Source organism: Pseudoalteromonas sp. TB25 (assembly GCF_000497995.1).
Lineage (GTDB): Bacteria > Pseudomonadota > Gammaproteobacteria > Enterobacterales > Alteromonadaceae > Pseudoalteromonas > Pseudoalteromonas distincta.
The window spans coordinates 1-13,585 of sequence record NZ_AUTI01000449.1; the positions used below are offsets into that span (position 1 = coordinate 1).

14 protein-coding genes are annotated in these 13,585 nt (G+C 39.4%); 10 read left to right on the forward strand and 4 right to left on the reverse strand.

Annotated elements, in window-relative coordinates; all coding sequences use genetic code 11:
• Window positions 1–334, reverse strand: a 334-nt coding sequence (locus L652_RS0122025; RefSeq protein ID WP_024603654.1) for an alpha/beta fold hydrolase, incomplete at its 3' end; no start/stop codon positions are given.
• A 267-nt stretch (window positions 335–601) separates the two neighbouring features.
• Between L652_RS0122025 and L652_RS0122030 the strand changes: the two genes are divergently transcribed.
• Window positions 602–1,441, forward strand: coding sequence for a 2OG-Fe(II) oxygenase family protein (locus L652_RS0122030; protein WP_008172584.1), 840 nt, complete (start codon window positions 602–604; stop codon window positions 1,439–1,441).
• 200 nt (window positions 1,442–1,641) lie between these two features.
• Window positions 1,642–3,036: a DEAD/DEAH box helicase gene (locus tag L652_RS0122035; protein WP_024595752.1), complete on the forward strand. Its 1,395-nt coding sequence runs from the start codon at window positions 1,642–1,644 to the stop codon at window positions 3,034–3,036.
• Between the two features lie 124 nt (window positions 3,037–3,160).
• Here L652_RS0122035 and L652_RS0122040 read toward each other — a convergent pair whose 3' ends face one another.
• A complete protein-coding gene (locus L652_RS0122040; protein ID WP_024595753.1) occupies window positions 3,161–3,916 on the reverse strand; it encodes a DUF3307 domain-containing protein in 756 nt (251 codons plus the stop codon).
• Window positions 3,916–4,539, reverse strand: a complete 624-nt coding sequence (locus L652_RS0122045) for a hypothetical protein (protein WP_024595754.1) — start codon at window positions 4,537–4,539, stop codon at window positions 3,916–3,918. Before L652_RS0122045 ends, L652_RS0122040 begins: the two co-directional genes overlap by 1 nt.
• A 150-nt stretch (window positions 4,540–4,689) precedes the next feature.
• Between L652_RS0122045 and L652_RS0122050 the strand changes: the two genes are divergently transcribed.
• The 8 genes from L652_RS0122050 to L652_RS0122090 all read left to right on the forward strand — a co-directional run bounded on the left by L652_RS0122050 (window position 4,690) and on the right by L652_RS0122090 (window position 12,191).
• Window positions 4,690–5,193, forward strand: a complete 504-nt coding sequence (locus L652_RS0122050; protein ID WP_024595755.1) for an NYN domain-containing protein — start codon at window positions 4,690–4,692, stop codon at window positions 5,191–5,193.
• A gap of 174 nt (window positions 5,194–5,367) precedes the next feature.
• Complete coding sequence (nudC, locus tag L652_RS0122055) at window positions 5,368–6,288, forward strand: NAD(+) diphosphatase (protein WP_002962842.1); 921 nt, start codon at window positions 5,368–5,370, stop codon at window positions 6,286–6,288.
• 9 nt (window positions 6,289–6,297) lie between these two features.
• Window positions 6,298–7,479, forward strand: coding sequence for a cystathionine beta-lyase (locus L652_RS0122060; protein ID WP_008139073.1), 1,182 nt, complete (start codon window positions 6,298–6,300; stop codon window positions 7,477–7,479).
• Window positions 7,480–7,622: 143 nt separating this feature from the next.
• Window positions 7,623–8,450, forward strand: a complete 828-nt coding sequence (locus L652_RS0122065; protein WP_024603655.1) for an ABC transporter permease subunit — start codon at window positions 7,623–7,625, stop codon at window positions 8,448–8,450.
• The gene (locus tag L652_RS0122070) at window positions 8,447–9,355 is read left to right on the forward strand and encodes an ABC transporter ATP-binding protein (protein ID WP_007377980.1); all 909 of its coding nucleotides are present in this window, start codon (window positions 8,447–8,449) and stop codon (window positions 9,353–9,355) included. Before L652_RS0122065 ends, L652_RS0122070 begins: the two co-directional genes overlap by 4 nt.
• Window positions 9,355–9,729 carry a PH domain-containing protein gene (locus L652_RS0122075; RefSeq protein WP_007377979.1) on the forward strand — a complete coding sequence of 125 codons (375 nt, stop codon included), beginning with the start codon at window positions 9,355–9,357 and terminating at the stop codon, window positions 9,727–9,729. Before L652_RS0122070 ends, L652_RS0122075 begins: the two co-directional genes overlap by 1 nt.
• Before the next feature lie 199 nt (window positions 9,730–9,928).
• Window positions 9,929–10,723: a putative porin gene (locus tag L652_RS0122080; protein WP_002962833.1), complete on the forward strand. Its 795-nt coding sequence runs from the start codon at window positions 9,929–9,931 to the stop codon at window positions 10,721–10,723.
• 664 nt (window positions 10,724–11,387) lie between these two features.
• Complete coding sequence (locus L652_RS0122090; RefSeq protein ID WP_024594962.1) at window positions 11,388–12,191, forward strand: putative porin; 804 nt, start codon at window positions 11,388–11,390, stop codon at window positions 12,189–12,191.
• A gap of 66 nt (window positions 12,192–12,257) precedes the next feature.
• Here the strand turns inward: L652_RS0122090 and L652_RS0122095 are convergent.
• Window positions 12,258–13,585, reverse strand: a 1,328-nt coding sequence (locus L652_RS0122095) for a M2 family metallopeptidase (RefSeq protein WP_024594963.1), incomplete at its 5' end; no start/stop codon positions are given.

Consider the following 13,585-nt stretch of genomic DNA (forward strand, 5'->3'; position numbering starts at 1 on the left):
CCGCAGCGCCGCCTAAACTGTGGCCAATGAGTAGTTGCGGCGGAGCAAAATGCTCACGTAAATGATTTGCCGCAGATACTAAATCTTGAATGTTTGATGAAAAGTTACTGTTAGCAAAATCGCCATCACTATTACCTAAACCGGTAAAGTCGAAACGCAGTACGGCGATACCTTGTTGTGTGAGTGCACGGCTAATTCGTGTAGCTGCTGCAATGTCTTTACCGCATGTAAAGCAGTGTGCAAATAGCGCGTAAAACTTAACGTCACCAGAGGGAAGTTCAAGTTGGCCGGCAAGTTCTAAATCGCCGCTTTTAAAAGATACTTTTTGTCGCATGGGGAGCCTTATTTACACAAATAAAATATATTCTAATAATAGACCAGAGATAGTTACTAAACCTTGCAAATTCAACGTTTTTTTATTAGTTGATCTTGATCAAGCAAAGTGACAGTGACTATGCCTTGCGGACATATGTCCTTATGTTTTTGAGGTCATTTGTCTATCCTCGCATAGCGCTATATTGAAGGCTTTGCTACTTTATATAAGTAATTTAGCACTATTAAAAGCAACTCACTTCACACAACCTATTCACTGGAACGTACAATGCAATTACCTACTGTTGATTATAAAGCTCCCGATGCGGCTGCACAATTTGTTGAATCGTTAAGAAATACTGGATTTGGCGTTTTAAAAAACCACCCAATCCCACAGTCTTTAGTTGAGTCTATTTACAAAAATTGGCAAGACTTTTTTAACTCAGAGCAAAAGCACGACTTTTTATTCTCTAAAGAAACTCAAGACGGTTACTTTCCGCCTTCAGTATCAGAAGTAGCGAAAGGCTTTACAATAAAAGACATTAAAGAGTACTTTCATGTGTACCCTAAAGGTCGCGTTCCTGCCCAGCTTGAGGCTGATGTACGTGAATACTACCGTTTAGCAAGTGAATTTGCTGGCACATTATTAAGCTGGGTTCAGGCTGAAGCACCAGCTGATGTACGTGCTAAGTTTTCGATTGATTTAAAAGACATGATTGCCGATTCTGAGCAAACATTGTTACGTATCCTACATTATCCACCAATGACGGGTGATGAAGAGCCTGGTGCTATTCGCGCAGCAGCCCATGGCGATATTAATTTATTGACTGTATTACCAGCTTCTAATGAGCCAGGTTTACAAGTTCAAAAAACAGATGGCGGTTGGTTAGACGTGCCATGTGATTTTGGCAGCTTAATTATTAATATCGGCGACATGCTACAAGAAGCGTCGGGCGGGTATTTCCCATCGACAATTCACCGTGTAATTAACCCAACGGGTAAAGCATCTACTAAATCGCGTATTTCATTACCGTTATTTTTACACCCGCATCCAGATGTTGTGCTTTCAGAGCGCTACACGGCAGATAGCTACTTGCAAGAACGTTTGCGTGAGTTAGGTGTTAAGTAACTCTAATACTTAGAGTAATTAAGTATAAACAAAAAACGGCCTATGGCCGTTTTTTGCATTTTTAAGCAACTTGATCACAGGTTTAATTTTAATAAACTATGCTCAATTGCCTGCAACGTAAATAATGGCATGCATTCTTAGCTACTACAGGTATAATGCGCGCAACTGGCTAATGTAGCCTTATTTAAAAGAGAGTTTATATGAGTTTTGAAGGTTTAGGTTTATCACAGTCTTTGGTTAATGCGGTTTTAGAAAAGGGCTATGAAACGCCAACGCCGATTCAGGCTCAAGCAATTCCTGCAATTATTGAACGCCGTGATGTTATGGCGGCTGCGCAAACAGGTACAGGTAAAACAGCGGGTTTTACATTACCACTTATTGAGCGCTTGTCGTCGGGCCCTAAAGCTAAGAGTAACCACGTACGTGCACTTATTTTAACGCCTACACGTGAACTTGCTTTGCAAGTAAGTGAAAACGTTGAAGAGTACGCTAAGCATTCTGATGTGAGCTCATTTGTAGTTTACGGTGGCGTTAAAATTAACCCACAAATGCAGCGTCTTCGTAAAGGTGTTGATATTTTAGTCGCAACGCCGGGTCGTTTAATCGACTTACATAATCAAAATGCAGTTAAATTTGATAGCGTTGAAGTGCTTGTACTCGATGAAGCTGACCGCATGTTAGACATGGGCTTTATTCACGATATTAAACGCTTAATTGCTAAAATGCCTGCTAAACGTCAAAACTTGATGTTTTCGGCTACATTTTCAGATGAAATTCGTGCATTAGCAAAAGGGTTAATTAATGACCCAGTTGAAATTTCAGTTGCTGCAAAAAATACCACAGCGAAAAGTGTTACTCAGTGCGTTTACGCGGTAGATAAAACACGTAAAACAGCATTGCTAAGCCACTTGATTCGCACTAACGATTGGCAACAAGTATTAGTGTTTAGCCGTACAAAGCACGGTGCTAACCGCTTAGTTAAACAACTAGAGCGCGATGACATTGTAGGCGCGGCTATCCATGGTAATAAATCACAAGGCGCACGTGTTAAAGCACTTGATGGTTTTAAAAGTGGTGAAGTACGCGTATTAGTAGCAACAGACATTGTTGCACGTGGCTTAGACATTGTTGAATTACCGCATGTTGTTAACTACGACTTACCAAACGTATATGAAGATTATGTTCATCGTATTGGCCGTACAGGCCGTGCTGGTGCGTCGGGTCATGCGATTTCGTTTGTAACGGTTGATGATGCTGTTGATTTATACGGTATTGAACGCTTTATTGGTGAGCTTATTCCACGTGCTGAAGAAGACGGTTTTGAGCCTATTAACCCAGTAGCTGAACGCGCATTAGATGCTCGCCCACTGCCGGCTAAAAAGCCTAAGAAAAAGCAGCCTTTTAATAAGCCTAAATCTGATAGCAGCAAGCCTAACAGCAAAAAGCCGAACAATGGTGGTAATGGTACCGGCCCACGCCGTGGTGGTTCTAAAAAGCCAGCTGCTAAAACAGATGACAGCGCGCAAAACCCATGGGCAAAGCGTGAATCTGTTGGCGGTAATGGCCAACGCCGTCGTCGCACCAATAACGATTAATCATTATTAGTGATTGCACTAGCGTTTAATTAATTTAGAATTTAGTTAAATGCTGATACAAAAAACGCGCTCCCTTCTTTAATTAAATAGAGGCAGCGCGTTTTTTATTACCTGTAAATTGTACTTACTGTATTGCCTGCCTGATTAAATAGTTAATACCCAAGCCGACAAATAAAGTAACACTTACGCTAAGTAGTGTGCCAAGCATAACGTACTCGGTAAGTTTTTTATCTTTGCTTGCACTTAAATCACCAAACCTAAATACCGACTTTGCCGCAAGTAAAAATCCAAGCCCTGCAAATTGGTCAAGCAATATAAAGCTCAGCATAAGTACGCGTTCCAACATACCTATGCTTTGCCCTGCAAGTGGTAAGCTACCAGTATTTGAAAAGTTGCTTGTTAAACGCTCTAACATCATTCTTATAAATACGGCGCTGGGACTTAAAATAATTAAATAACCGCATACCACCCACAGTATTTTGGGATCAGTGAGCATATTATTAATTGCAGCCATAAAGCTATTGTTATCAGTTAGCCAAATACTGAGCGCAATAATAACGAGTATGTGCGCTATTTGATCTAGTAAAAAAGGCACCACGCCTTTATTAGAATACGATTTAGCTATATCAATAAAGTAATGGCTCAGCATAATGCTCGCCGTGGCAATTAAAACACTGCTTAGTTGCTGCCAGCCGAATGTGTATTCCCACACGGTAATAATGAGTGCACTTGTTACACCATGCACTAGTACATGAAAATAAAGCTTACTGGCTTTAAAGTGACGGGTATTTCTGTCGTTTACCCAACTCATAGGTTGCCAGTAAAAATCAGCGAGTAAGTGGCCAATAATAAGCGCGACCAGTAAAAGTGAAAACGCCATTATTCACCTCCTTTAATTATATTTTTTATAACGTTTTGTGTGTGCTTAATAAAGCGCTCTATAAGTTGGTAGTGCGCTAAATTTAGTAGTTTGGTTACGTTTTCGCGACTTGTTTTAAGCTCTTTAGCCAGTGCCGCGTGGCTGTTGTCTGGTGATGTTAAATAGACATACAGGGCATTTGCTTGTTTTTGTGTGATTTTAGTGAGCAATACGTCGGCAAAAGCTAAATTAAGATTTAAGCTTTCATCGAGCTGCTGCTCGTTAATATTAAAAACAAAGCGTTGATTACCTATTTTATCAAGGCCTTGCCCCGAAAGAGTAAAAGCAGAACCGGTTGCTGTTTTTATATCGCTGCGTGGGTTATCTATTTGCCCAAGCGCCAAGCTTTGTCGTAGTTCATAACCTGACGATTTAAGGTGTAAATATACAAGTATGGCATTTTTAAAAAGGAGCTCAGGATTATTAACTTGTAACTGAAAGGCATCGCCTCGGTATATATTCCAAAGTGTTTGCTCCCCCGAAATGTTTCGCAAACTTTGCTCTAGTTGATAAAGCATGGCATCGTATTGCTGCTTAGGGATTGTTTGCGATTTAATAATATCGCCGCTGATCACACCAATCATAAAAATCTCAAAATGGTTACTTTTTAATATGTAACCAATATTGGTTACATAAGGGTATGTAACTAATTTAGGTTACTTAAATATAAATTGCAAGGTACACTTATTTTATAACGTTACTTTTATTGCTATTAATCCTCACTAGGACACTAAATGACTTTACAAAACGAGCAGCAAAGCACGAAACCACGGGTCGGTATTTTTGTTGATGTGCAAAATATTTATTACACGTGCCGTGAGAGTTACGGGAAAAATTTTGACTACAATGCGTTTTGGCGAATGATGGAGGCGCAATACAATATTGAGTGTGCTTTTGCGTATGCAATTTATCGAGGAGATGAAAAGCAAAATCAGTTTCAAAATATTTTGCGTGCGATTGGTTTTGACGTAAAGCTAAAGCCATTTATTCAACGCCGTGATGGAAGTGCTAAAGGCGATTGGGATGTAGGCATAACAATAGACATGTTAGAGCAGGGTAAAAATCTTGATAAAGTTATTTTGCTCTCTGGCGATGGTGACTTTGCTTTGTTACTTGGGCATTTAAAAAGTCAATATAATGTACCGTGCGATGTATACGGTGCTGACAGGTTAACTGCTGAGGTATTAAAACAAAGCGCAGAGCAATTTCATTTAATTGATAATACTTTGCTACTTTAACAGTAAAAAATAGTTAAAAAAGTGCAAGCTAAGTGCCTGCAACATGAGAGATTTTAATACAAAGCCGTAATAGATGAATTAAGCCTTATATAGGCTTTTTTTATTACTGTAATCAATTGGGTTTGCTAAATGATTATGGTAATTTTAAAGCATAACGAGTTACCAAGGACTTACATGCTTCATTACAGCAACATGCCACTAGATAGAGGCTCAAATTTTCGTAAAGACCCATCGTGGCTTAAAGCGCAAATGTCGGCGCAAAGTAAATGGGTTTTAGTTAAAAATAATCAAACCCTATTTATTAAAGATACCCCTAAAGTAAGCTATTTAACGTATCAACAAGTGGCACATTTAGATTTAACGAGTGCTATTTTTGTTGGTTTAAACAATGCTAAACATGGTGTGTTTGCATTGGATGTTTCTGATCTGGATGAAAGCGTACTTTCGCCTTTAATAGAGGGCGCTCAGTTTTTTGATATTCGCCAATATGGGCCTCAAGTAACCATTAAATATGCCTCAATAGCAGCCCTTGCGAGAGGGCTATGTTATTGGCATGCCACGCACCGTTTTTGTGGGCGCTGCGGTAGTAAAAACCGTTCAGTGGAAGCCGGGCATTCTCGTGTATGTGAAAACGAAAACTGTAAGCATCCTACATTCCCGCGTACCGATCCTGCGGTAATTATGGTCGTTACTAAAGTCTTTGCTGACGGAGTAGAACGCTGTTTATTAGGTCGCCAAGCTGCGTGGCCCACTGGTATGTATTCATCGCTTGCTGGATTTGTAGACCCAGGGGAGACACTAGAACAAGCTGTTGCGCGTGAAGTTAAAGAAGAGGCAGGTATAGAGGTTGATAATGTACGTTATGTAGCATCTCAGCCATGGCCGTTCCCATCGTCAATTATGCTTGGCTTTTTTGCACAGGCGACATCTGAGCAAATTAACGTAGATAAAGAAGAGCTAGACGATGCAAAATGGTTTAGTCGTGAAGACTTAGAGCAATTTGGTAATTGGCACGAAGAAGGCGAGCATTTAAAGCTGCCTAGAACCGATTCTATCTCTCGTTATTTAATTGAGCATTGGCGCACAAACCCTTAAGGATTAACAATGTCGAGTAAAAGTAATAAAAACACTCAGCTGGTATCATCAGGGCGAAAAAAAGCCTATACACATGGCGTAGTAAACCCTGTTGTACAGCGTGCATCTACCATTGTATTTGATACTGTAGCCGATTTAAAAGAAGCAGCTAAAACCCGTGGCGATAAAACGTTATTTTATGGGCGCCGAGGAACAACAACACACTTTGCGCTGCAAGAAGCGATTACAGAACTTGAAGGCGGCGAAGGGTGTGCATTGTACCCTTGTGGCGCTGCGGCGATCAGCCAAGTATTTTTATCGTTTTTAAAAACCGGTGATCATATTTTAATGGTTGATAACGTGTACGAACCAACTCGCGATTTTTGCGATAAAATTTTAGTGGGGCTGGGCATTACAACAACCTATTACCCGCCAACCATTGGCGCAGGTATTAAAGATTACATTCAGCCAAATACTAAAGTGTTGTTTTTAGAATCTCCAGGCTCTATTACGATGGAAGTGCAAGATGTGCCCGCTATGGTAAAAGTAGCCAATGAGCACAACGTAATGACCATGCTTGATAATACCTACGGTAACGGTCTGCATTATCGCCCGTTAGAGCACGGTGTTGATATTAGTATTCAAGCTGCAACAAAGTATATTGTTGGCCATTCAGACGTGATGATGGGGGTGGCTGTTGCTAATAAAAAGTACTGGCCAACCTTGCGCGAAAACTCATACTTACTAGGGCAATGTACCAGTGCCGATGATGCGTATTTAGCACTTAGAGGCCTGCGTACAATGGGTGTGCGTTTAAATCAACATGAAAAAGCAGCAATAGAAGTAGCTAAATGGCTTGAGCAACATGAGCTTGTTGATCATATTCGACACCCTGCATTTGAAAGCTGCCCAGGGCATGAGTTCTTTAAACGTGACTTTGATGGCAGTAATGGGTTGTTTTCATTTGTGATGAAAACCGGCAATCAAAAAGCGATTGATGCATTTTTAGATAGCCTTGAGCATATCAAAATGGGCTTTTCGTGGGGCGGTTTTGAAAGTTTGGTAACGGCTAATTTAACCATGAAAGGGTTGCGCTCAAATACAGGTTGGGATTTAGGGCCGGTTATTCGTTTGCACATAGGCCTTGAAGATGTTGAAGATTTAATTAGCGATTTAAGCCAAGCACTTGAGGTTTATAAGCAGTATTTATAATTTATATCGCAATTTATACTGTTACATTTAAATGTATTGTTACAAAGCTCACCACAGGTGAGCTTTTTTTTGCTGGTAATTCAAGGTGTTTACACTTAGTGTGGATAAATACACAGAAAATAAAAAGTCATTAAGGATAGTCAATGGCAACACCATTACCGATAAACGTAGGGCGATTAACGCAAATAGCGGGATTTGAGCTTGTACGTATGTTTTTAACTAAACGTGGACTTATTGCATTAGCTGCCTTTGCATTGGTGTGGCTAATAATACTGCGCTACCCAATAGGGCAGGCAGTAGGCATTGTAAGTGCGCCTGATTTTGAGCAAATAGCCCGTGATATATCAGGTTCTATTGGTTTAAGTAAATTATTGGATTGGCCTGAGGCCGAATTTGCTATGTACTGGTTAATAGCCCTTTATAGCTTTCCCGTTTTTGGTTTATTTATTTGTAGCGACCAAACGGTAGGCGATAGAGAGCGCGGCACACTAAGGTTTTTATCACTGCGCTCCACTCGCTTTGAAATACTGTTTGGCCGTTTTTTAGGGCAGCTAGGAGTATTAGCATGTTTGGTGGGTATAACGCTTGTGGCTACACTCGCGGTATTGTGTTTTAGAGATCCAAGTTTACTGGCTGGTGGTTTTGCCCGTGCGCTTTCTATATTTTTAATATTAGTGATTACTTTGTGCCCATTTGTAGCACTAATGACGTTAATTAATACCTTTGCTCGCTCATCGCGTTTATCTATTGTATTGGCAATTTTATATTTTGCAGCAGGCGGTATTGTAGTTGGTATATTGCAATGGCAAATACCCGCATTAGGCTTGCTTGATTATTTATTTCCGGGTGTGCAAATAGAGCTATTAGCGGGGCAAAATTTACCATTATTGAGCGCTGTGGCTATTCCCCTTGTGCAAACTGCGGTATTACTAAGCGTTGCTCAACGTATTTTTGCAAGGAGCTCACTATGAGACCATTAATTACAGCTAGCGGTTTGAGTAAATCGTATGGTGCAAAACTTGCGCTTAATAATGTGGACTTTGAAATTAACAAAGGCGCGCCAGTGGCACTTGTAGGGCCAAATGGTGCGGGTAAAACTACCTTATTTAGTTTGTTGTGCGGCTATATTGCGCCAAGTAAAGGCAGCCTTGAAATATTAGGGCATAAACCTGGTAGTGCTGCTTTATTTAATAAAGTAAGTGCATTACCGCAAGACGCGCAACTTGACCCTCGTTTTAATATAGACAAGCAACTCGCCTTTTATGCAAAGCTGCAAGGTATGGGGGCTAAGCAAAGCCAAACTGAGGCGCTACGTGTACTTGACTTGGTTGGCTTAAAAGAAATTGCAAAGCAGCGTGCAGGGGACTTATCGCACGGTATGCGCAAGCGCGTTACGATAGCGCAAGCACTTATTGGCGCGCCACAAATTGTAATGCTTGATGAAGCAACCGCAGGGCTTGATCCGATTCATGCCAGAGAAGTACGTGAGCTGGTATCAGAATTAAGTGAGCAGGCTACATTTATTTTAAGCTCTCACGATTTAACTGAGCTTGAGCGACTATGCTCACAGGTACTTCATTTAGATAAAGGCGTACTAAGCGAGCATCAAACAAAAACTAATAATACCGATAAACACTTTTATACATTAATGCTAAGCGAGGCTTATCAAAATGTTGAGCAACAGCTTCAAGCAATTGCAGGTGTGAGTCGTGTGTATATGAGCCAACATAAAGAATATGTAGTTGAGTATCAGCCAACGAGCGATCCACTTGATATTGCACTACTGAATTTTTGTCATCAACAACACTGGCAGTACAGGCAGTTAGTTAATGGTCATACATTAGAGAATCAAATATTTAAACAGGAGAAAGTATAATGGGTTTACTTAGCGGACTTATGGGTAATGCAAGCGAAGTTGACGATTCTGATTTAGAAAAAATCCTCGCCAATACATTAATTGACGGCGAGCAAGTAGAAAAAGCATATAAAGTAGTACGTGATATGTTTATTTTTACTAATAAGCGCTTAATCTTAATTGATAAGCAAGGTATGACCGGTTCTAAAATGGAAATGGTGAGTATTGCTTACTCTAAAATTACCAAGTTTAGTAAAGAAAGTGCAGGCCATTTTGACTTAGATGCCGAGCTAAAAATATGGGTTGGCTCAGATCCAACACCAATTAGTAAAGAGTTTAAGTCTGGCGATAATATTAACGATGTTTACCGAATTATTAGCCAACACGCGCTTTAATACGGTACATGTTTTAAGTAGTTGTTGACTAGATGTTGCAACTACTTTAATTTTACAGTTTACAACACTTCCTTACAATTAACTTAATAAATACAACTGGTTAGTTAAGTTTTCATTCAGTTTCCTAACGTTAGCATGTGCCTCGACTTTAGCAATACAGCTAGAGCATAAAAAGCAATGTACATAGGGAAGTCTTACAATGAAAAAATTAGCAGTTATTATTTCGAGCATTTTATTATCTAGCACTGCGGCTGCTGCAGACAGCTATAATTCAATTAGTAACCTAAGCTACAAAAATAGCGATAACAACGACACCGTTGCGGTAGATTCTATTTACTACTTATCTCCTAAAAAAACTTTAGGTCCGTACGATCAGTTTGAATACATCAATAAACAAACTAACGTATATGGTGGCTATGCTGATGACGACTTTGGCGATTTAACATCAGTTGGTGGTGAATACTTCATTAATGAATTTGTTGTTGGCGCATCTTACGAAAACCTAGACCCAGATTCAGGTTCTAACAGTGAGCTTTATAAACTGACGGGTGGTTACTTTTTCAACCCTGATTTACTTGCAAAAGTAACACTAGTTGAAAACAAAGACGGCGACGATTACGCATTATTTGATTTAGCTTATAACTACATGCTAAATAGCACAGATTACGTAGGTGTTACACTTACATCAGACGACGATTTTGATTACCGTGCAGTTGCTGCTAAATACTTTATTGATTTACAGCAAGGTAACTACCTAACTTTTGAAGGTAAATACGAAAGCATTGATGACGCAGAAAACCAATGGGTAGCAGAAACTAACTATTACTTCTCAAAAGCAACATCTGTATTTGCTAACTACAACAAGCAAGACACTTACAGCTTTGGTGCTCAACACTTCATCAATAAAAATATTGGTGTAAAGGTGGGTTACGAAAACAACGCTGATGATTCTGATAACGATGCGTACTTTGCTAACATGCGTTTTCAGTTTTAATTAAGTCCCGTACTTAGTTAATACAAAAGTAATATCAAAAGCCCGCTAAATTTAGCGGGCTTTGTCGTTTTTAAACGTTTGAGTTTTTAACTGTAAATTATTACCAGTCGCAATTACGCCCTTTATTTTGCTCATCTAAATACTTCTTTTAAATTATAAATAGAGTCGCCATGAATGGCTAAATTGTTATTAAAGTCATTAAATGCAGTCGATGATAATAGCTATAAAATAGTAAGTATTGGAGTTGTTTTTGCTAGTAAACAATGGTTATTGGGAAAAAACAGATAAAAATATGCACTGATACAAACCTATTTTTCATTATAAATTCAGAAATAATGAATTAATTATAGTCATTATTTTGAGAAATTAGAAAAATTTAGTGAGGGGAGGTTATATTAATGAGGTTTATCGAATAATTAAGTTGTGCTCAATTTGGCGGCAACTTGTACCTTATTTGTTACTTTTAAAGTTTAAATGATGACAGACTATTGTTACGCAGATTTTGTTGATACTTATTGTTTACATTCGCTCGTAATTACTTACATTTTAAGTGGTTTTAATCTAACCTCTTATTCAGTTTTTGTTCATTTTTTTGGCGTTAGGATGCGCCCCGACTTTGGCTAGACAGCTGAGGCATAAAAGTAATATTTATAGGGAATTTAAAATGAAAAAATTAGCCGTTATCATTTCGAGCATTTTATTATCAAGCGCTGCAACCACTGCAATAGCCGCAGATACTTACCAATCAATCAGCCATGTAGGATACGTGGATGTAGATGGTGATGACACAATAACTGTTGACTCAACTTATTATTTTTCTCCAAAAGCGACTTTAGGTCCTTACGATCAATTTGAATACATCAATAAGCAAACAAATGTTTATGGTGCATACAGTGATAATGATTTTGGAGATGTTACTAGCGTTGGCGGTGAGTATTTTGTAGAAGATTTTGTATTAGGTGCACAGTACAATAATTTCGATAGTGATTTTGGCTCAAGCACGGATGTAATTGAACTTTCAGCTGGTTACTTCTTTAACCCAAACCTTGTATTAAAAGCAACGTTTATTGATGTAGAAGATGCTGACAATCAGTTTGTGTTTGATTTGGCATATAACCACCAGTTAAACAGCACTGATTATATTGGCTTTACAGTAACAGCAGATGATGAGTTTGATTACCGTGCAGTAGCAGCTAAGTACTTTGTTGATTTACAGCAAGGTAACTACTTGACTGTTGAAGGTAAATTTGAAGATGTTGATGGCGGTTCAAGTAACTGGGAATTAGCATCTAACTACTATTTCAGCAAAGCAACATCGGTTTTTGTTACAGTTAATAAAAATGATGATTACACTCTTGGTGCTCAACACTTTTTCAACAACAATGTTGGTTTAGAAGCAGGTTACGGCAATAACTGGGATGATTCTGATTATGATGCTTACTTTGCAAATTTAAGCTTACAGTTCTAATTTAACTAAAATTAGAATATGAATAAAAAGCCCGCTCATTTGAGCGGGCTTTTTATTCAGCGCTATTTACCAGCCGCAGTTGCGGCCTTCGTTTTGTTTATCTAAATATGTTTGTAATGGTGCAAAGTAATCGAGCATTGCTGTTGCATCCATTTGCGGCTTACCTGTTACAGTTTCAAGCGCTTCTTGCCAAGGGCGAGATGAACCCATTTCAAGCATAGCGTTTAGCCTATCCCCTGCTTCTTTTGAATTATAAATAGAGCAGCGATGAATGGCTTTATCGTTACCGGCAATTTCACATAAGCTGCGATGAAACTCAAATTGTAAAATATGCGCTAAAAAGTAACGTGTATAAGGCGTGTTACCCGGAACGTGGTACTTAGCACCCGGATCAAAGTCGTTTTCGCTACGTGCGATAGGAGCTTGCACTCCTTGGTATTTTTCACGTAGTTCCCACCAAGCTTTGTTGTAGTTCTCTGGGGCTACTTCACCTGAAAATACCTGCCAACGCCACTGATCAACCATTAAGCTAAACGGTACAAAGGCTACTTTATCAAGTGCCATTTTCATCAACAAACCGATATCTTTAGATTCATCAGGTACTTGTTCAAGTAAGCCGATTTCTTTTAAGTAACCCGGTGTAACCGATAAGGCAATGGTGTCTCCAATGGCTTCATGAAAACCATCGTTTGCACTTTCTTGATAAAATAAAGGTTGTTTATTATAAGCGCGTTGATAAAAGTTATGACCTAATTCATGGTGAATAACTGAAAACTCTTCGCCTGTGCGCTGAATACACATTTTAATGCGTAAATCGTCTTTGCTATCGATATTCCATGCTGATGCATGACACTGCACATCTCTGTCTTTTGGTTTTACAAACAGTGAACGCTCGTAAAATGTCTCTGGTAGTGCATCAAAACCCATTGAGGTAAAAAAGTTTTCAGCCCCTTTGACCATTTTAAGTTCGTCGTAATTATTTTGAGCTAATAACTCGGTTACGTCGTAACCCGGATCGGCGTTTTCTGGTGCAACTACATCGTAAATATTACCCCATGCTTGCGCCCACATATTACCGAGTAAGTGTGCTGGTATTGGCTGATCTTGAGGTACTTTGTCGGTGCCGTACTTTTCACCTAACTTTGCGCGAACATGGCAGTGTAGCGAGTTATAAAGTGGTTTAACTTGGCCCCAAATACGGTCAAGCTCAGTGGTAAAGTCATCAGCAGGCATATCGTATTTACTGCGCCACATAGCGCCCGTATCGGCATAACCAAGCTCCTTCGCACCTTCGTTGGTAAGTGCTACTTGTTGCTCGTAAAGTGGGCGCATGGGTTTTGATATTTCACGCCAGCCTTGCCATAAATCAAGTAGTTCGTTGTAATCTCGGCTGG

Bases quoted from the DNA above. Each gene is read 5' to 3' on its own strand.
- nudC (WP_002962842.1), top strand. From the start codon at position 5,368: ATGCTTCATTACAGCAACATGCCACTAGATAGAGGCTCAAATTTTCGT.
- L652_RS0122090 (WP_024594962.1), top strand. From the start codon at position 11,388: ATGAAAAAATTAGCCGTTATCATTTCGAGCATTTTATTATCAAGCGCT.
- L652_RS0122065 (WP_024603655.1), top strand. From the start codon at position 7,623: ATGGCAACACCATTACCGATAAACGTAGGGCGATTAACGCAAATAGCG.
- L652_RS0122050 (WP_024595755.1), top strand. From the start codon at position 4,690: ATGACTTTACAAAACGAGCAGCAAAGCACGAAACCACGGGTCGGTATT.
- L652_RS0122080 (WP_002962833.1), top strand. From the start codon at position 9,929: ATGAAAAAATTAGCAGTTATTATTTCGAGCATTTTATTATCTAGCACT.
- L652_RS0122070 (WP_007377980.1), top strand. From the start codon at position 8,447: ATGAGACCATTAATTACAGCTAGCGGTTTGAGTAAATCGTATGGTGCA.
- L652_RS0122075 (WP_007377979.1), top strand. From the start codon at position 9,355: ATGGGTTTACTTAGCGGACTTATGGGTAATGCAAGCGAAGTTGACGAT.
- L652_RS0122040 (WP_024595753.1), bottom strand. From the start codon at position 3,916: ATGGCGTTTTCACTTTTACTGGTCGCGCTTATTATTGGCCACTTACTC.
- L652_RS0122030 (WP_008172584.1), top strand. From the start codon at position 602: ATGCAATTACCTACTGTTGATTATAAAGCTCCCGATGCGGCTGCACAA.
- L652_RS0122060 (WP_008139073.1), top strand. From the start codon at position 6,298: ATGTCGAGTAAAAGTAATAAAAACACTCAGCTGGTATCATCAGGGCGA.
- L652_RS0122045 (WP_024595754.1), bottom strand. From the start codon at position 4,539: ATGATTGGTGTGATCAGCGGCGATATTATTAAATCGCAAACAATCCCT.
- L652_RS0122035 (WP_024595752.1), top strand. From the start codon at position 1,642: ATGAGTTTTGAAGGTTTAGGTTTATCACAGTCTTTGGTTAATGCGGTT.